The organism is Streptomyces sp. NPDC058864 (assembly GCF_042742985.1).
Taxonomy (GTDB): Bacteria; Actinomycetota; Actinomycetes; order Streptomycetales; family Streptomycetaceae; genus Actinacidiphila.
The window spans coordinates 1-19,122 of record NZ_JBHYMQ010000083.1; the positions used below are offsets into that span (position 1 = coordinate 1).

Sequence of the window (19,122 nt, forward strand, 5' to 3'; positions counted from 1 at the left end):
GGATCGACCTGCGCCGCCGGGCGGCGTGACACCCGTACAAGGAAGGACTCCCGGTGACGCAGCCAGTCGTCCCGGCCCCGGCCGGCTCCCCCCACGGACGGCCCGGCAGACTCAAGGTCTTCCTCGGGGCGGCCCCCGGAGTCGGCAAGACCTACCGCATGCTCGACGAGGCCCGGCGCCGGGCCGCCCGGGGCACCGACGTCGTCGTGGGGTACGTCGAGTGCCACAAGCGGCCGCGCACCGAGGAGATGCTCGACGGCCTGGAGACCGTGCCCCGCGCGGAACGCGACTACCGAGGCACCGTCTTCACCGAGATGGACCTCGACGCCGTCCTCGCGCGCGCGCCGCAGGTGGCGCTCGTCGACGAGATGGCCCACACCAATATCCCAGGCGGCCGCCACGCCAAGCGCTGGGAGGACATCGAGGTGCTCCTCAAGGCGGGGATCGACGTGATCACCGCCGTGAACATCCAGCACCTGGAGTCGCTCAACGACGTCGTCGAGAAGATAACCGGCGTGCCGCAGCGGGAGACCGTCCCGGACGAGGTCGTCCGCCGCGCCGACCAGATCGAGCTCGTCGACATGCCCGCCGAGGCGCTGCGCCGCCGTATGGCCCACGGCAACGTCTACGCCCCGGAGAAGGTCGACGCGGCCCTGTCGAACTACTTCCGCGTCGGCAACCTGACCGCGCTGCGCGAACTCGCCCTGCTCTGGGTCGCCGGACGCGTGGACGAGGCACTGCAGAAGTACCGCTTCGAGCACGGCATCGGACGCGTCTGGGAGACCAGGGAGCGCGTGGTGGTCGCCGTGACCGGCGGCCCCGAGGGCGCGACCCTGATCCGCCGCGCCGCCCGCATCGCCGCCCGGTCCGCCGGAGGCGACCTGCTCGCCGTCCACATCGTGCGCAGCGACGGCCTCGCCGACGCCTCACCCGCCGCGCTGGCCAAGCAGCGGGCCCTCGTGGAGAGCCTCGGCGGCACCTTCCACTCCGTCGTCGGCGACCACGTCCCCGACGCGCTGCTGGACTTCGCGCGGGCCGAGAGCGCGACCCAGCTCGTCATGGGCACCAGCCGGCGCGGGCGGCTGGCGCAGTTCCTCACCGGGCGCGGCGTCGGCGAGACCATCGTGGAACGCTCCGGCGACATCGACGTCCACATGGTCACCCACGAACGCGCGGGCCGCGGCCGCCTCCTGCCCGCCACCGGCAGTTCGCTGCCCATGGCGCGCAAGGTGGCGGGCCCTGTCGCGGGATTCGTCCTCCCGGTGCTGCTCACCACGTTCCTCGCCAACACCCGCGGCCATCTCAACCTCACCAGCGAGGCGCTGCTCTTCCTGCTGACGGTGGTCGGCGTCGCCTGCATCGGCGGCGTCGCCTCCGCGATCCTCGCGTCCGTCACCGCGTCGCTGCTGCTGAACTACTACTTCATCCCGCCCATCGGCCGGTTCACCATCGGCGAGACCAACAACGTCCTGGCGCTCGCCGTCTTCGCGCTCGTCGCCGCGACCGTGGCGACGATCGTGGACCGCTCGTTGCGGCTGTCCAGACGCGCCGCCAACGCCACCGCGGAGGCCGAGACGCTGTCGTCCCTCGCCGGGAGCATCCTGCGCGGCGACCAGGCCGTGGAGGCCCTGCTGCACCGCACGCGGGAGGCCTTCGGCATGGAGTCGGCGGAGCTGGTGCACCGATCCGACGGGGGCTCGGCGACGGTCGACGACCCCGCCGAGGGCGTGGTGGCCGTACCCGTGGGCCCCGACGACGTCCTCGTGCTGCGCGGGCGCCGCCTGGCGGCCTCGGAACGGCGTGTCCTCATCGCCTTCGCCGGGCACGTGGCCTCCGCGCTGGAACACGCGCGGCTGGCCGAGGCCGCCGCGGAGGTGGAGCCCGTCAAGGCGGCCGACCGCATGCGGACGGCGCTGCTCGCGGCGGTCAGCCACGACCTGCGGACCCCCCTGGCAGGTGCCTGGGCGGCGGTCAGCTCGCTGCGCAGCCGGGAGGTCGAGTTCTCCGCCGAGGACCAGGAAGAGCTGCTGGCCACCGCGGAAGTCTCACTGGACCGGCTCAACCGTCTGGTGGACAACCTCCTGGACATGAGCCGGCTGCAGGCCGGTGCGCTCAGCCTCGTCCTCGAACCGTCCTCGGTCGCCGAGGTAACCTCGCTCGCCCTGGACAGCCTGGGGGAGAGTCCCGTCCCCGTGACCACCCAAGGTCTGGACGGCATACCGGACGCGCTGGCCGACCCGCCGCTCCTGGAGCGCGTCATCGCCAACCTGGTGACCAACGCGCAGCGTCACGCCCCCGCGGGAACCGCGGTCCTGCTCAGCGCCAGCGCCCTCGGCCCGCGCATCGAGCTCCGCGTGGCGGACCGCGGCCCTGGCCTGCAACCGGCCGACCGGGAAAGGGTCTTCGAACCCTTCCAGCGTCTCGGCGACACCGACAACACCACCGGTCTCGGTCTCGGGCTCGCCCTCTCACGCGGTCTGACCGAGGCGATGGGCGGCACCCTCACCCCCGAGGACACTCCCGGCGGAGGTCTCACCATGGTCCTGTCCCTGCCCACCGTCGGCGGTCCGGCCGACCTGCCCGCCGCCCCCGTCGGCGGGGGAGGGCTGACGTGAAACGCGTGCTGGTCGTCGACGACGAACCGCAGATCCTGAAGGCGCTGGACATCAACCTGACGGCGCGCCACTACGCCGTCGCCACGGCCCCCGACGGCACCACCGCACTGCTGCTGGTGTCCCGGCAGCCGCCCGACGCCCTCATCCTCGACCTCGGCCTGCCCGACATGGCGGGCACCGACATCATCCACGGCGTGCGCGCCTGGAGCCCGCTGCCCATCATCGTGCTGTCAGGGCGCACCGGACCCGCCGACAAGGTCGAGGCACTGGACGCGGGCGCCGACGACTTCGTCACCAAGCCGTTCTCCATGGACGAACTGGCGGCCCGGCTGCGCGCCGTGCTGCGCCGCCCGGCCGTCCTGGAGGAGCCGGAGAGGGTCACCATCGCGGACTACCGCGTCGACCTGGGCGCGTTCACCGTCGAGCGCCGCTCCGGCAAGGGCGAGGCCCCCCGGCTCACACCCACCGAGTGGCGGCTGCTCGCCCCGCTGCTGCGCAACCCCGGGCGCCTGATCACCGGGCGCCAGCTGCTGCGCGACGTGTGGGGGCCGGGCAACGAGAAGCGCACCAACTACCTGCGCGTCTACCTCGCCACCCTCCGGCACAAGCTGGAACCCGACCCCGCCCACCCGCGGCACCTCATCACCGTGCCCGGCATGGGCTACCGCTTCGAGCCCTGAGCCCGACGCACCGCACCTCGTCCGGTGGGCCCCACCGGACGGGGTGCGTTCGCCGGAGCGGACAGCGTGGGCGGTCAACGCGCCTTGAGAGCGGGCCTCATCCCGTCCGGGCGACCCGCATCCGCGGGCCGCCCGACGCCGTAGTGCACGTACTCGCCGAACAGCCGGAAACCCGCCGTCCAGGCCAGCCGCCGGCTGGGCCGGTTCCCACGCGAGCACGTCCAGCTGGGCGTGCGGCCGCGGGCCGCGACGTCGCCGCACAGGCCCGACAGGCAGGCGAGCGCCAGGCCCTCGCGGCGATGGCCCCGCAGCGTCACGACCGCGAGGTCCTCGTACACGCCGCCGAGGAAGTACGTGCACGCCAGCGTGACCAGGCGGCCCGAGCGGAACGCCCCCCACGCGTGGCCCGAGGCCGCGAGCCCTTGCGCACCGCCCCAACTGCGGGTGATCCAGTGGGCGTCGTCGCCCGCGCCCGCCACGGCGGCCCCGTCACCCGGCACCAGCCTGCGCACGACCACGTCCCGCGGCGGCAGCCGCCGCGGCACCGGCCGCGACTGCACCCAGATCATCCGCTCCCAGGGCACGATCCGGTCGAACGCCGAGCCCCGGACCGGCAGGAAACGCGTACGGGCCAGGACGTAGCCGCCCTGCCCCAGCGCGGCGAGCGCGTCCGGGTCGACGTACCGGGGATCGCCCTCCAGCAGCACGTGGTCCGCGCACGCCACCGCGACCGCGCGGGGCCCGACCGCGCGGTCCGCCCACCACTGCCCGTTGCCGGTCGCCCTCACGTGCTCGGCGAGCGCCGCGGGCCCGGGCACCCCGGAGGGGAACCATCCGTCCAGGGAGGGGACTTCGATCACCGGTGACCACACCTTCCGCGTACGCCGTGGTACGTGCTGCGAAACGGACGGCGGTGCGGACCGGGGTCGTCGACCCGGTGGTCCGCACCGCCGTGGGGAATCAGCCCTGGCCGGGCTTGTTGCCGTGACCGGCGCCCTTCTTGCGCCGGGCCCTCTTCTTGCGGGCACGCTTGGACACGGATGACCTCCTTTCAGGCGGAGACGAGCAGGTCGGCGACCTTGCACAGACGACGCACCGTGCGGTCCTCGACCGCGGTGCGGGCGGCCGGGGCGAGCGCGGCCCTGTCGTAGTGGGCGCCCGGGACGAGCTCGGTCTCCGGGTCGCACAGCCGGGCCACCCGCGCGGCGCCCTCGGCGGCGGGCTCGCCCTCGTGCGCGTACAGGGGCAGCAGACGCGTCTCGCACACCCCCGGGTGCACGCTGACGGCCGTGACGCCGGCGGGCGCGGCCGCTCGGGCGAAGACGGTGAGGGCCAGCTGCGACTGGGCGTACGCGGCGTGCCGCGAGTAGCGGCGGGAACGGTTCAGGTCGCTCCACGCCAGTGAGGCCGAGCGGTGCGTCGCGGACGACACGTTGACCACCCGGGCACCGGGGCGCGCCGTCAGCGGGCCGGCCAGCTCGCGGGTGAGCAGGTAGGCCGCCAGGAAGTTCACCTGGAAGGAGATCTCGTGGCCGTCGGCCGTGAGGGTGTGCCGTTCCGGCGCGACGACCGCGGCGTTGTTGACGAGGACGTCCAGCGCGGGATGCGCGCCCCGCACGGTGGCCGCCAGATGGCGGACCTCGGAGAGCCGCGTGAAGTCGGCCACCGCCAGGCGCAGCCGGACGCGTTCGGTGCCCGCCGCCACCAGCCGTTCCACCGCGTGGTGGGCCGACTCCGTGTCGCGGCCGTGGACGATGACCGTGCAGCCCCGCTCGGCGAGCAGCCGGGCGGTCTCCCACCCGATGCCGGACGTCGCCCCGGTGACCAGGGCGGTGCGCGGGGCGACGACGGGGACGAAGGACGCAGACATGGACCACTCCGTGGATCGGTACGCCACTTCGCGCCGGACGCATGGGTCACGGCGCTCACGTACGGGGAACAGAGGCGGCCGCCCCGGGGCGGCCGCGGAACACCGATGCCCTCAGGACACCGGCGGGAGGACAGCGCGCGGAACCGGCGGCACCCGATGGGGTGGCCGGTCGTCATGGCGCGGACCGCTGTTCACGCTCCTCATCCAATGCCGCGGCGATTCCGCGGACAAGGGCGCGCGGCGATTCCTGACGACGCCCTGACGCGGGCACAGGGACGTCAGCGCCGCCTCGGGCGCGCCCTGCCGGTACCGGTCGATCCGGTCCGCCGGGCCGGCCGGTCAGTGCCCGTGCGGCGGTGCGGCGCGCTGCACCAGGCCGTACCACCTGCCGCAGTGGCCGCCGGCCGCGCCGGCCGGTGCGGTGCCCACGGTGAGGAGTTCGGCGGGCGCGTGGTCGACCTGCAAGGTGGTGTGGGTGATCCCGTAGCCGGCGCCGAGCAGGTGCTCCAGGTCGCGGCGGACGGCGTGGCAGTCACCGCCCGGCTCGACGAGGACGTGTGCCGAAAGCGCGGGTTGCCCTGAGGTGATGGTCCAGATGTGCAGGTCGTGGACCTCGGTGACGATCTCGTGGGCGGCCAGTCGCTCGCCGACCTCGTCCGGGTCCAGGCTCGCCGGGGCCGCCTCCAGGAAGATCCGGCCCGATTCGCGGACCAGGCCGCAACCGGCCTTGAGCATGAGGCCGACGACGACGAGCGTCGCGATGGCGTCGGCTCGGACGTAACCGGTGAGCAGGACGACGAGGCCCGCGACGGCGGTGCCGATGAAGGCGTACAGGTCGTTCAGGACGTGCTGGAAGGCCCCTTCGACATTGAGGGAGGTGCGGTTGGCGCGGGACAGGCACCAGGCGGCGCCGATGTTGACGGCCACTCCGGCCAGGGCGGTGACCAGGACCGGGCCGCCCGCCACCTCGGGCGGTGAGACGAGCCTCCGCACCGCCTCATGGGCCAGCGCGGCGGCGAGCAGCAGCAAGGTGATGCCGTTCGCCTGCGCCGAGAGGATCTCGGCCCGCTTGAGCCCGTAGGTGAAGCCGCCACGCGCCGGCCGCGCCGCCAGCCGCATCGCCACGAGCGCCAGCACGATGGACGCGGCGTCGGTGAGCATGTGCGCGGCGTCCGAGAGCAGCGCGAGGGACCCCACCAGCAGCCCGACGACGATCTCGACAGTCATGAAGACGGCGATCAGCGCCAGCGCGAGCCCGAGCCAGCGGCGGTCGGCGTCCTCGGCCACCCCGTGCGCGTGCCCGTGCCCGTGATCGTGCCCGTTCATGGTGCGGCGACCTCCCCGTTCAGGTGCGACACCCGCAGGGAAGCACAGGGGGACGGCGATCCGGCAGGACCGCGCCGCGCAGCGTGGCCGACTTCGGCAGGACGGCGGTGACCTGCCCCGATATCCGGCCGTGGGGGCGCCGGGAGGCGTGCGGCCTCCCTGGCGCCCCGTCGGGGTCAGGGGTTCGGGCTCGCTCCGCGGGCCGCGAGCATGTCGGCCATCAGGCGTATCTCCGCCTCCTGGCCCTGGACCATGCCCGCCGCCAGGCGACGCACCTGATCGGTCCGGGCGAGGTCGGCTGCCGCTGCCGCCATCTCCACGCCGCCCTTGTGGTGGACGGTGAGCAGTCGGAGGTACAGGACCGCGGCGGCCTTGCCGTCGGCCGCCTCGAGCCGTCGCAGTTCGGCGTTGGTGGCCATGCCCGGCATCAGCGACCCGTCGTGCGGCCGGTAGGCCATGCCGTGGCCCATCCACGTCATGGGCGGCTCGGACGACGACTTGGGCAGCCCCCAGACGTCCAGCCAGCCCAGCAGCATGCCGCGCTGGTTGGCCTGGGTGTTGATGACGTCGTAGGCGAGCCTGCGGACGTCCTCGTCCTCCGTGCGGTCGCGGACGATCAGCGACATCTCCACCGCCTGCTGGTGGTGGATCGCCATGTCGCGCGCGAAGCCGGCGTCCGGCGAGTCCGTGCCCGGGGTGCCCCCGCTGCTGGGCCGCGCCGTCAGCAGGGTGAAGGCCAGGGCCGCGACGACGACCAGCGCCATGGCGCCGGCGAGCGCGAGCAGCGGCCTGCCCGCGCCCCGGGCGGCGGTCACGAGGCCTTGCCCCCGGTGCAGGCGGCGCCTGGCTCGGGAGTCTGGCTGCCCTGCACATAGGTGTCGAAGAACTTCGTCACGCGCGGGTCGTCCGCCTTGGTGACGCCCAGTTGGTGGCCCCACGCGGAGAGGGTGATCGGAGAGGCTTGGTCCGCGTAGGGGCTCATCAGGGAGTACGGGGTCTTCGAGACACGGGCGCCGAGCGCCTTGACGTCGGCGTCCGTCGCCTTGTCGGTGTACGTCACCCACACCGCGCCGTGCTCCAGGGAGTGCACGGCGTTCTCATTGGTGAGCGGCTTGTCGTAGACGACGCCGTTGCAGTTCTGCCAGACGGGGCTGTGGTCGCCGCCGACAGGCGGGCTCATGGGGTAGTCGACGGTCTTGTCGACGTGGTTCTGCGTGAGACCGGACCACGTCTTCTCCCCGCTGATGGAGCCGGCCGCCGCGGTCTTCGAACCGCCGTCGCCGTCGCTGCCGTTCGCGGCGTTGACGAGGTAGACGCCGCCACCGACCAGTCCTACGAGGACGACGGTGCAGGCGGCGATGGTGATGATGCGGTTGCGGCGTTCGCGGGCCTGCTCCTGGCGGCGTATCTCCTCGATGCGCGCACGGCGGTCGGCGGTCCTGGCCTTGGAATGGGGGGAACCCATGGCATGTCCTGATTCCCCGCCGCGTCGGCGACACGGCGGTGCTGGTGGAAGGGTCGGATGACGTACGGCGCGCACCGGCGGTCGCCGTCGGTGCGGTCGGCCCTTCTACGTCCGCTGGATCTGGAGCATGTGCAGGTCGAGGGGGCGCACGGTGCCGGGGGAAGGGGCGCCCAGTCCCGCGGCGGCGACCGCGGGCGGCCACACCGACGGCAGTTCCGCGCCGCCGACGTGCGGCAGGGGGGCGGAGCCCAGGGTCACCGGCGTGTGCTCCGCGGGGGAGCAGCCGTTGCCCCGGTCGCCCGGGTCGTGGGCGTCCGCGCAGACCTCGTCGGTGACGTGCGCGAGGTGCGAGGAGGCGCCGGTCCCGGCCGGGCCGTACGCGTCGTCCGGCGCCCCGGCGTGGCCGCAGACCCCGAGCGCGGCGAGCAACCCGCACAGGACGAGGACAACACCACTCAGGCGGGCGGGTATCGCACCGCCTCGGCCGTCTTCTCCGTCACTGCGCATCGCGGCAGATCGTACCCGCCGCGGCCCGCCCTACCCGCGCCGGGTGGCGAGGGGCGCACCGCGGCGGGGCGGACGGACCCCACCACGCGGCAGTCCATCCCGTGTTCATGCTGGTGCAACACTACGTTTTCGCAGGTCAGGTCCGCATTAGGCCATGTCCTTCACCGGTCAGTGCATGGCGCACGGGATGCGTTGACCGATCCCTGCGGGCACGGGTTTGATCACGTCCGCTGTGCAGATCCTGTGACTTCGGGGTGGGCTATGGGTTGGAATCGGTCGCGTCGTGCAGTGAGTGTGAAGCAACGACGGAAGAGACGTGGTGTCTCCGTCCTGACCGCGGTGGCGCTTCTCGCCGTGATGCCGGTCGCGGGCCTCTCGGCCACCGCCTCGTACGCCGACTCCGTGGACGCACCGGTGAACGGAGCCGTCACGGAGGCGGCCGCTCTCACCAAGGCCGCGAAGTCGGGCAAGAAGGTGGAGATCACTTCGCTCCGCGGAGAGACGAGCGAGACGTACGCCCTGCCGAACGGCAACCGTGAGGCCGTGGAACACCTGCGTCCGGTACGGGCGCGGGTCGACGGCGAGTGGAAGCCGGTCGACACCGACCTGGTGCGACGGGCGGACGGGTCCGTGGGGCCGAAGGTGGCCACCATGGACATCGCCTTCTCCGGGGGCGGTGACAAGCAGCCGCTGATCACCCTGGAGCGCGCCGGCCGGAAGCTGGCCCTGTCGTGGCCGGACGCCCTGCCGGAGCCGGTGATCGACGGCAGCACCGCCACCTACCGTTCGGTGCTGGAGGATGTGGACCTCCAGGTCAAGGCGAGCGTCGACGGCGCCTCCGAGGTGCTGGTCGTCAAGACCCCGCAGGCCGCCGCCAACCCGGCGCTCGCCGAGCTGAAGCTGGCGATGGACGCGCAGGGCATGGACGTGCGGACCACCGCCGACGGCGGTCTGTCCGTGGTGGACAAGGCGGCGGGCGGCCCGGTCTTCGAGGCGCCGCGGCCCATGATGTGGGACTCCGGCACGACGCCGGCTTCCGCGACGACCGCTGCTGCCAAGGGGGCCGCCGGGACGCCGCGGGTGGCCACCAAGGAGGCCGCCGCCGCGGCCGCCGAGGGCCCGGGCGCGTCGGCGAACGCCGCGCCGATCGCGGTGAGCGTGCCGGCCGCCGACGACCAGCTCGTCCTCAAGCCGGACCGGCAGTTGCTGAAGAACGCCACGTACCCGGTCTACATCGACCCGCAGTTCTACTCCCCGAAGGCCTCCAGCTGGACGTTCGTGTCCCGGTACTGGGCCTCCTCCCCGCAGTGGAAGTTCAACGGGGACTCCGACTCGGGCATGGGGTACTGCTCGGGCGATCCGCGCTGCAAGCCGGAGGACGTGAAGCGGATCCTCTACTCGGTCCCGACGTCGCGGTTCGCGGGCAAGTCGATCATCACGGCGCAGTTCGTGGTCAACGAGACGCACTCCTACAGCTGCACCAAGTCCGACGTCCAGTTGTGGCGCACCAAGGGGATGAACTCCTCCACGACGTGGAACAGCCAGAACGTCAGCGGCTACTGGGTGGACCTGCAGCAGACCCTGAGCGAGGCCAAGGGCGCGAGCGGCGACTGCCCGGGCGGCAGCGTCGAGTTCTGGGCGGGACGCGCGGTGGCGGACGCGGCGGCGAACGGCTGGTCGACCACGACCTTCGGCCTGAGGGCCAAGGACGAGAACGACCCGCAGTCCTGGAAGCGGTTCTCCGACGACGCGTGGCTGCGGGTCGAGTACAACCAGCCGCCGCCGCAGATCCGCATGTCCCAGCTGACCCAGGACCCCGGCGGCGCGTGTTCCTCGACGATGAAGCAGGTCCGGATCCTGCCGACGATGCGGGCGAACGACGTCACCGACCCGGACGGCGACACCGTCGCCGTGCAGTTCCAGGCCTCGTGGGACAGCGGTGACGGCAAGGGCTACACGAGCCGCTGGACCTCCGCGAGGACGGGATACAAGAAGTCCGGATCGGACTTCTCGGTCTCGCTGCCCACGACCCTGCCGAAGAGCAAGAAGGTCGGCTGGCACGTGCGTTCCTACGACGGCGCGCAATGGTCGCCGTGGAGCTACTCGGGATCGGCCACGGACTGCCTCGTCTACTACGACACCTCCGTACCCGCGGGCCCCGTCATCGACTCGACCCAGTACCCGGCGTCCAACCCGGAGGACCCGAACGACCCTTGGGTGGACGGGGTGGGCCGGTACGGCAGCTTCTCGATCGACTCCGCGTCGACCGACGTGGTCACGTACTGGTACGGCATCAACACCGACCCCACCAGCGCGCACACGGTGACCACCACGAGCGGCGGGGCGAAGAGCATCAAGCTCATGCCGACGCGGTCGGGCGTCAACTTCATCACCGCGAAGGCCTTCGACGGGGCGGGCAACCCCAGTGAGATCCGCACGTACCAGTTCCGGGTCAACGCCGGCCAGCCCGACCGGCTGAACATGAAGCTCAACGAGAACGCGGGCGCCACCCAGGTCAGCGGCAGCGGCGGCGAATGGCCCGCCCAGCTGTACGGCGGCGCGGCACCGGGCGGGGAGGGCGTCTCCGGGCACGGCCTGCAGTTCGACGGGGCCGACGACTACGCCGCCATGACCGCCCCGGTCCTGAACACGCGCAAGAGCTTCTCGGTGTCGCTGTGGGCGAAACTCGGCGACATCAACAAGGAGACGGGCTCCGTGGCGCTCGCCCAGGGCGCGGACAACGCGACGGCCTACGAGCTCTACTACTCGCCGTCCCGGAACGGCTGGGTCTTCGTGCGGCACACGGAGGACTCGGTCGACTCCGGCTCGTCCCGGGCGATGCAGCCCGCGTGTGACGCCGCCGACACCCAGTGCATCAACAGCCGCCGCGGAGTGTGGACGAACGTCATCGGCGTCTTCGACAACACCGCGTCCCAGATCAGGCTGTACGTCAACGGAGCGCCGGCGGGAACCGCCGCCTACAGCTCGCTGTGGGACGGCCGCGGCCGCACGATGCTGGGCGCGACGGACAACGGCGGCCCCCTGAACAGCTTCTTCACGGGCAGCCTGGACGAGGTCCAGTTCTTCGACTACCCCCTGACGGCCTCCCAGATCGCCAAGGTCTACGCCAGGCAGCCGGTCAACACCAACCGGCCGGCGAAGATCGTCCTGCCGCTCGACGAGGAGGCCGGAGCGACGTCGGTCATCGGCCGGGCCCAGGAGGTCACCGCCACCGTCAACGGCGGCGCCAAGCTCGGAACCGCCGGCGTGGACGGCACGGCGGCCGGCTTCGACGGGGTCGACGACGGCATCATCACCGCGCAGCCGGTCCTGGACACCTACCAGAGCTTCGCCGTCTCCTTGTGGGCGCGACTGCCCGCCGACAAGGAACAGCGGGCCATGACCGTCGCCACGCAGGGATCCACCAATGCCGCGGGCTTCGAGCTCTACCACTCGTCGGCTCTCGGCGGCTGGGTCTTCATGCGCGCGAAGGAGGACACCGCGACCACCGGCCTGGTCCGGGCGCAGCAGAACGCGTGCGATCCGAACGTGCACTGCCCGGCCGAACGACTCGGTGAGTGGACCCATGTGGTGGGTGTCTACGACTACGACGCCGGCGAGATCCGCCTGTACGTCGACGGCGTGCTGAAGGACACCCAGCCCTTCACCACACCCTGGCTGGCCACGGCACCGGTGACACTCGGGTACAAGGCCACCGCCGGAGCCCAGGGCTTCTACAGGGGCGACCTGGACGACGTGAGGCTGTTCGACCGCGCGCTCTCCGACGACGAGGTCAAGGACCTCAACAAGGCACGCCCGGTGGTCCAGGGCCGCTGGAAGCTCGACACCGCCACCGGCACGCCGGCGACCTCCGCCGACGATTCGGCCGGCAAGCGGCCGCTGACCCTGGCGGACGGCGCGACCGTCGACAGCACGGGCGCCAACAGCTACGTCGGCACGGGCGCGCTGGTGCTCGACGGCGACGCGGACGGCGACGGCAAGGGCGCCTACGCCGCCACAGCCGGGTCCCCCGTCTCCACGGGCACCAGCTTCACCGCCGCCGCCTGGGTGAGCACGGCCGCGCGGCCCGACCACCCGGTCACGGTGATGTCCCAGGCCGGATCGGTGAACAGCGGCTTCTCGGTCCGGTACGTGCCCAGCGACACCGATCCCGCGAACGCGGGCCGGTGGCAACTGGCCATGCCGGGCGCGGATGTGAAGGGCGCGACCGTGGCGACGGCCGAGCATCCCAACTTCATGAACAACACCAACTGGAACCACCTGGCCGTCGTCTACGACGCCTTCGCCGACCAGATGCGGCTGTACGTCGACGGCAACCTGGAACAGGTCGTGTGCTCCGACACCGACGGGGACGGCACTCCCGACGATGCGGGCTGCACGGACTCGGTGTCCTGGAACTCCAACGTACTGCCGTTCAACGCCACCGCCGGTCTCCAGCTTGGCCGCGGCAAGACCGCCGGAGTCTGGGGCGAGTACTGGCCCGGCGTGATCGACGACGTGTGGACGCTGCAGGGCGTCGCCTCCGACGAGCAGATCGCCCGGCTCGCCAACGGCGAGGACCTGGCCACGGTCCCCGGCCCCTGACAGCGGTCGCACACGGACGGCCGGGGGCGGCTCCGCTGCCCCCGGCCCCTGACTCTCCTCATGACACGCACGACTCGACGGATTGGGTGGGGCATGCGCAGGCAGTCAAGGACACGGTGGCGCCGCAGGGTCGCCGTGGCCGTGTCGGCGGTACTGATGGGAACCCTGTTGCAGGGCGTGACGCCGCCGGCGGCGATGGCCGACGACATGCCCGGCATTCCGGCATCGGAAAAACCCGTGCCGGGCCACACCGTGAAGATGTCGCCCCGGACCACGGAGGGCGAACCACGCGTGCCGGAGAAGGCGCCGCGGCACGCGCTGCCGCAGCCCGGAACCGTGACGGTGGCCCTGGAACCGGCGGCGCAGCCGGTCACCCGGCGGGCCGGAAGCCTTCCGGTGTCGCTGACGACGCCCGCGACCGCGGAGGCGACCGCGAAGACGTCGGCGGGGGCCGAGAAGCCGACGACCGCCCTAGACGGCCGGGCGACCGTCCGTGTCCTGGACGACACGGCCGCCCGGCGCGCCGGTGTCGACGGCCTGCTGTTCTCCGTACGTCGAGAGCCGGGCACCCAGGGCGGCAGGGTCGGCGTCGGCGTCGACACCTCGTCCTTCGCCCAGAGCTACGGCGGTGCCTATGCGGCCCGCCTGAGGCTGGTGCAACTGCCGGCCTGCGCGGTGACGACGCCCCAGAGCACCCGGTGCCGGACGGGCCGGCCCGTGGCCGCCGGCAACGACGGCGGCAGGCTGTCCGCCGACGTCACCCTCACGGGCACCGAACCGGTCGTGTTCGCGGCGACCACGGCGGCGGTCGGCGGGACCTCGAGCGACCACGGGGACTACGCCGCCAGCAAGCTGTCTCCGTCGGACACGTGGTCGACGAGCCTCAACACGGGCAGCTTCTCCTGGTCCTACGACATGGCGGTGCCCGATGTCCCGGGCAACTTCACGCCGAGTGTGGGCCTCTCGTACTCCTCGGGAGGCATCGACGGGCGTACTTCCACCTCCAACAACCAGTCCTCGTGGGTGGGCGACGGCTTCGAACTATGGCCTGGGTCGATCGAGCGCAGCTACAAGGCGTGTGCCGACGACGAGGTGAAGAACGCCGACGGCAGCAAGCCGGGTGACATGTGCTGGGCGTACGACAACGCCACGCTCTCGTTCAACGGGCATGCCGGTGAGCTGATCCCGGACGGCACGAACTCGTTCAGGATCAAGGGAGACGACGGCACCAGGGTCGAGCGGGTCTACGGCTCCACCAGCGACGTCCGCTCCAACGGGGCCCGCAACGACGAGTACTGGAAGGTCACCACGACCGACGGCACCCAGTACTTCTTCGGCTACAACCGCCTGCCGGGCTGGGCGTCCGGCAAGGACACCACCAACTCCACCTGGACCGTCCCCGTCTACGGCGACGACGCGAACGAGCCGTGCCACGCCGCCTCCTTCGCCGACTCATGGTGCCAGCAGGGCTGGCGCTGGAACCTCGACTACGCCGTCGACGTCCACGGCAACGCCATCGCCTACTACTACAAGAAGGAAACCAACTACTACGCCCGCAACCTGAAGCCGGCCGACGAGACGGCCTACGAGCGCGGCGGATACCTGGACCACATCGACTACGGGCTGCGCGACAACACCGTCTACTCGGCCAAGGCGCTGGCGCAGGTGACCTTCGCCAACGCCGAGCGGTGCCTGCCGCAGACGGGCGTGACCTGTGACGCCTCGACGATCGACGACAAGAAGTTCTACTGGTACGACACGCCGTACGACCTGACCTGCAAGTCCGGCGAGGACTGCGCCAAGGCCACCTCTCCCACCTTCTGGACGCGCAAGCGGCTGACGGGTGTCACCACGCAGGTGCTGAAGTCCGACGGGACGTACACGCCCATCGACTCCTGGGCGCTGGGTCACCGCTGGGGCATGGCGGACATCGACTACCAGCTGCTGCTGGACTCCGTCCAGCACACCGGTAGGTCCGCGACCCCGGAGATCACCCTGCCGAAGGTGACCTTCGCCTACAGCCAGGCCGCCAACCGCCTCGACATCCCGGGGGATGACACCGCGCCGTTCATCAAGGAGCGCCTGTCGACCGTCGAGGACGAGTCCGGTGGCCAGATCGACGTGAACTACTCGGCGGCCGACTGCGACGCCGATCATCTGCCCACACCCCAGGCCAACACCACCCGCTGCTATCCGGTGTTCTTCACCAAGTCCGGTGACGCCGACCCGTCGCTGCAGTGGTTCAACAAGTACGTCGTCGACTCGGTCACCGAGACCGACCGCACCAAATCCTCGCCGGACATGGTCACCCGTTACCAGTACCTCGACGGCGGGGCCTGGCACTACGCGGACGACGACGGGCTGACCAAGGAGAAGTACAAGACCTGGTCGCAGTGGCGCGGATACGCCCACGTGCGGGAGCTCACCGGCGGCCAGGACCCGGTCGGAATGAAGTCGCAGACCGACCACTGGTTCCTGCGCGGCATGGACGGCGACCGCAAGGGCGCGTCCCCCGACGACGGCACCAAGTCCGTCACCGTGTCCGACGACAACGGCGGCACCATCACCGACCACGACTCCGCCGAGGGGTTCGAGTACAAGACCGAGGGTTTCAGCGGTCCTGGCGGCAAGGTGCTGGAGAAAACGGTCAGCACCCCCTGGCACCATCAGACGGCCAGCCGTGTGCGTGTCTGGGGCATCACCAGTGCCAACCTGACCGGCACCGAATCCGTCCGCACGTGGAGCTCGCTGGACGGTGGTGCCGGCGTCAAGTGGCGGCAGACCTACCAGACGAACACGTTCGAGAACACCGCCGGCCGCGTCACTCGCAGCGACGACTTCGGTGACACCGGCACTTCGGCGGACGACCAGTGCACCCGCACCACGTACGTCGACAACACCACGGCCTGGATCCTCACCAAGCCCTCGCGTGTGGAGACGGTCGCCGTGAAGTGCGACGCGACCCCCGACCGCAAGAAGGACGTCATCTCCGACGTCCGCACCGCCTACGACACCAAGGCGTACAACACCGCTCCCATCAAGGGCGATGCCACACACATCGCCACATTGACGTCGCACAACGGGACCACGGCCACGTACCTGGAGGCCGGCGTCTCGTACGACCCGGTGTACGGCCGTCAGGAAACCGCCACGGACATCACCGGCACGGTCACCGCGACCGAGACCGGAACCCCGTCGCGCACCGACCGCTCCGACGGCCGGACCACCAGCACTGTGTACTCGCCCACAACCGGTTTCCCGAACACGGTCAAGGTCACCACCCCGCCGGCCATCCCCGGCAACTCCGTGTCCGCGCAATCCACCACCACCACCTACGACACGCTGCGGGGCCTGCCGACAGCGGTGTCGGACACGAACACCAAGCGCACCGACATCACCTACGACGCGCTCGGACGCAACACCAAGATCTGGCTGCCCAACCGCTCCAAGACCAACAACCAGACTCCCAACTACGAATTCGCCTACACCGTGGCCGAGGGCAAGGCCGTGGCCGTCGCCACCAAGACGCTGAAGGAAGACGGTACGCAGCGCACCGCCTACACCCTTTACGACGGCTTCCTCCGGCCCCGTCAGACACAGTCACCCGGTCCCGACGGGGGGCGGCTGATCGGCGACACGTTCTACGACGAGCGTGGGCTGACGGCCAAGAGCTTCGCGCCGTACTACAACACCGCCGCTCCTTCCGCAGAGATCCTCACCCTGGACGACGCGCTGGCGGTGGAGACCCAGACCTGGAACACCTATGACGGTCTGGGCCGGGTGACCACGTCCCAGCAGGTCGCAGGCAACGGCGACGGCGGCGGCGTGCTCGGCACCACCAGCACGAGCTACGGCGGAGACCGCACCACCGTCACTCCTCCCACCGGCGGGACCCCGTCCACCACGGTCACCGACGCCCGCGGACGCATCACCGACCTGCTGCAGTACGACGCGGCCACTGCGACCGGTCCGGCCACCACCACCCACTACGACTACGACCCGGCCGGCCGGCTGACCGCCGTCACGGACCCGGTGGGCAACCAGTGGGCGTACACCTACGATCAGCGCGGCAACAAGATCGCCGACGACGACCCGGACAAGGGTCACACCGACTACGCGTACGACGACCGCAACCAGCTGATCTCCAGCACGGACAGCCGACAGCCGAAGCAGACCGTCACCCACGTCTACGACGACCTGGGCCGGGAACTGGAGACGCACGACGGAGGCGTGAGCGGTCCTCTGCTGACCAAGCACGTGTGGGACCTGTCCGGGGCCGAGGGGTACCTCGCTTCGGCCACCCGCTACGTCGGCGGTGCGAGTGGCCCGTCGTTCACCACGACGTACAGCGTCTACGACACGCTCTACCGGCCCAACCGGGTGACGACCACGATTCCGGAAGCGTCCTTGCCGGTCTCCGAGAAGGCGCTGGCCGGCTCGTACCAGAGCAACGTCAAGTACAACCTCGACGGCACCGTTGACTCGACCAGTTACCCGGCGGCCGGCGCTCTGGCCTCCGACGTGCTCACCCCGACGTACGACGAGGTACTCCGTCCGATCGCGCTCTCGGGTGCCGGCGGGGTCAGCTACGTCACCGACGTCGCGTACAGCTCCACCGGCAAGCCGCTGCAGTTCACCTACCAGAGCGGTGGCAAGAAGACGCTGGCCACCAACACTTACCAGTGGGGCACCCAGCGGTTGCTCAACTCGCGTGTCGACCGCGAGGGCGTGCCGGGCGTCGACAAGTCCTCGACCTACGGCTACGACGAGGCCGGCAACGTCACCTCGATCGGTGACGTGTCCCGCGACGGCACGGACAACCAGTGCTTCCGCTACGACCACCTCGGGCGCCTCACCGAAGCCTGGGCACAGGGCACGACCGGCTGTTCCACGACCGCAGGCTCCCTGCTCGGCGGGCCCGCGCCCTACTGGCAGTCCTACACCTACGACGTCACCGGCAACCGCCTGACGGAGACCCAGCACGATCCGGCGGGCAACTCGGCTCAGGACGTGAAGCGCACCTATGCCTACCCGGCTGCGAAGACAGCGCGTCCGCACGCCCTGCTGCAGGTGACGACCAAGACGCCGAACACCACCGAGGTCGACTCCTACACGTACGACACCGTCGGCAACACTCACACCCGCACCATCGGCGGCGACACGCAGACCCTCGACTGGGACGCCGAAGGCCACCTGGCCAAGGTCACCGAGGGCTCGAAGACCACCTCGTACGTCTACGACGCGGACGGCAACCGCCTCATCCGGCGCACCGACAGCGAGACCACCCTCTACCTCGGCTCGACCGAGCTCACCCTCACCAAGGGTGCCTCGGCGGCGAAGGCGACCCGGTACTACGACCTCGGCGGCGGCAACCAGGCCATCCGCACCGACGACGGCAAGCTCTCCTTCCTGATCGGCGACCACCACGGCACGTCCGAACTCGCCATCGCCGCGACCGACCTGTCCATGCAGCAGCGCCGCTCCACGCCCTTCGGCGCTCCGCGCGGCTCCGCGCCGGCCTCCTGGCCCGGCGAGAAGGGCTTCGTCGGCGGCACGGAGGACGCCAGTACGGGCCTGAGACATCTGGGCGCCCGCGAGTACGACGAGGCGACCGGCCGTTTCATCAGCGTCGACCCGCTCATGGTCGTGGACGCGCCCCAGCAGATGAACGGCTACAGCTACGCCAACAACAACCCGGTCACCACGTCCGACCCCACTGGTACGTGCGCGGAGATCGACTGCCCCACCCGCCCCGGTCCCGACTATGAGAACACCACTCCCGGGCACAAGCCGGGGCCCAAGAAGCTGACTCCGAGTGGCCGGGCAAAGCAAGACGCGGAAAATCGGGAATATCTGCGTAAGCGTGCAGCACTTCACTGCCAAGTCAACCCGTTCCCTGGCTGTGATCGAATGGGAATTCGCAAGATGCGGATGCCTGGTGCTACCGTAATGCGCTCCTCTGTAAAATAGTACAGCACGGTCCCGCTCTGGAGTCCGCTGCGAGGCAGGCCTGGGAACTCGAGCAAGAACTGCTTGGGATATCCGACTACAGGG

Annotated in this window: 10 protein-coding genes; 4 read left to right on the forward strand and 6 right to left on the reverse strand. The window is 71.0% G+C overall.

What is annotated here, in order from left to right; translation table 11 throughout:
- Positions 1 to 53 precede the first annotated feature (53 nt).
- Positions 54 to 2,615 (forward strand): sensor histidine kinase, encoded by a 2,562-nt coding sequence (locus ACFW3D_RS36870; protein WP_500512093.1) that lies wholly within the window; start codon positions 54 to 56, stop codon positions 2,613 to 2,615.
- On the forward strand, positions 2,612 to 3,295 hold the full coding sequence (locus ACFW3D_RS36875; RefSeq protein WP_500512095.1) for a response regulator: 684 nt from the start codon (positions 2,612 to 2,614) through the stop codon (positions 3,293 to 3,295). The genes ACFW3D_RS36870 and ACFW3D_RS36875 overlap by 4 nt, the downstream gene beginning before the upstream one ends.
- Positions 3,296 to 3,369: 74 nt before the next feature.
- On the opposite strand, the gene ACFW3D_RS36880 is transcribed toward ACFW3D_RS36875, so the two are convergent.
- From ACFW3D_RS36880 to ACFW3D_RS36905, 6 genes are all read right to left on the reverse strand, one after another.
- Positions 3,370 to 4,155, reverse strand: a complete 786-nt coding sequence (locus ACFW3D_RS36880; RefSeq protein WP_500512097.1) for a GNAT family N-acetyltransferase — start codon at positions 4,153 to 4,155, stop codon at positions 3,370 to 3,372.
- A gap of 191 nt (positions 4,156 to 4,346) precedes the next feature.
- Positions 4,347 to 5,165, reverse strand: coding sequence for an SDR family NAD(P)-dependent oxidoreductase (locus ACFW3D_RS36885; RefSeq protein WP_500512099.1), 819 nt, complete (start codon positions 5,163 to 5,165; stop codon positions 4,347 to 4,349).
- Between the two features lie 339 nt (positions 5,166 to 5,504).
- A complete protein-coding gene (locus tag ACFW3D_RS36890; protein ID WP_500512101.1) occupies positions 5,505 to 6,491 on the reverse strand; it encodes a cation diffusion facilitator family transporter in 987 nt (328 codons plus the stop codon).
- A gap of 176 nt (positions 6,492 to 6,667) precedes the next feature.
- Entirely contained in the window at positions 6,668 to 7,255 is a 588-nt protein-coding gene (locus ACFW3D_RS36895; RefSeq protein ID WP_500512142.1) for a DUF305 domain-containing protein, read from the reverse strand.
- Between the two features lie 47 nt (positions 7,256 to 7,302).
- Complete coding sequence (locus ACFW3D_RS36900; protein ID WP_500512103.1) at positions 7,303 to 7,956, reverse strand: thioredoxin-like domain-containing protein; 654 nt, start codon at positions 7,954 to 7,956, stop codon at positions 7,303 to 7,305.
- A 105-nt stretch (positions 7,957 to 8,061) separates the two neighbouring features.
- Positions 8,062 to 8,463, reverse strand: coding sequence for a hypothetical protein (locus ACFW3D_RS36905; protein WP_500512105.1), 402 nt, complete (start codon positions 8,461 to 8,463; stop codon positions 8,062 to 8,064).
- A 339-nt stretch (positions 8,464 to 8,802) separates the two neighbouring features.
- Between ACFW3D_RS36905 and ACFW3D_RS36910 the strand changes: the two genes are divergently transcribed.
- Both ACFW3D_RS36910 and ACFW3D_RS36915 read left to right on the forward strand, forming a co-directional pair.
- Positions 8,803 to 13,068: a LamG domain-containing protein gene (locus tag ACFW3D_RS36910; protein ID WP_500512107.1), complete on the forward strand. Its 4,266-nt coding sequence runs from the start codon at positions 8,803 to 8,805 to the stop codon at positions 13,066 to 13,068.
- A 291-nt stretch (positions 13,069 to 13,359) separates the two neighbouring features.
- Positions 13,360 to 19,038 (forward strand): RHS repeat domain-containing protein, encoded by a 5,679-nt coding sequence (locus ACFW3D_RS36915; RefSeq protein ID WP_500512109.1) that lies wholly within the window; start codon positions 13,360 to 13,362, stop codon positions 19,036 to 19,038.
- The last annotated feature ends 84 nt before the right edge of the window (positions 19,039 to 19,122 follow it).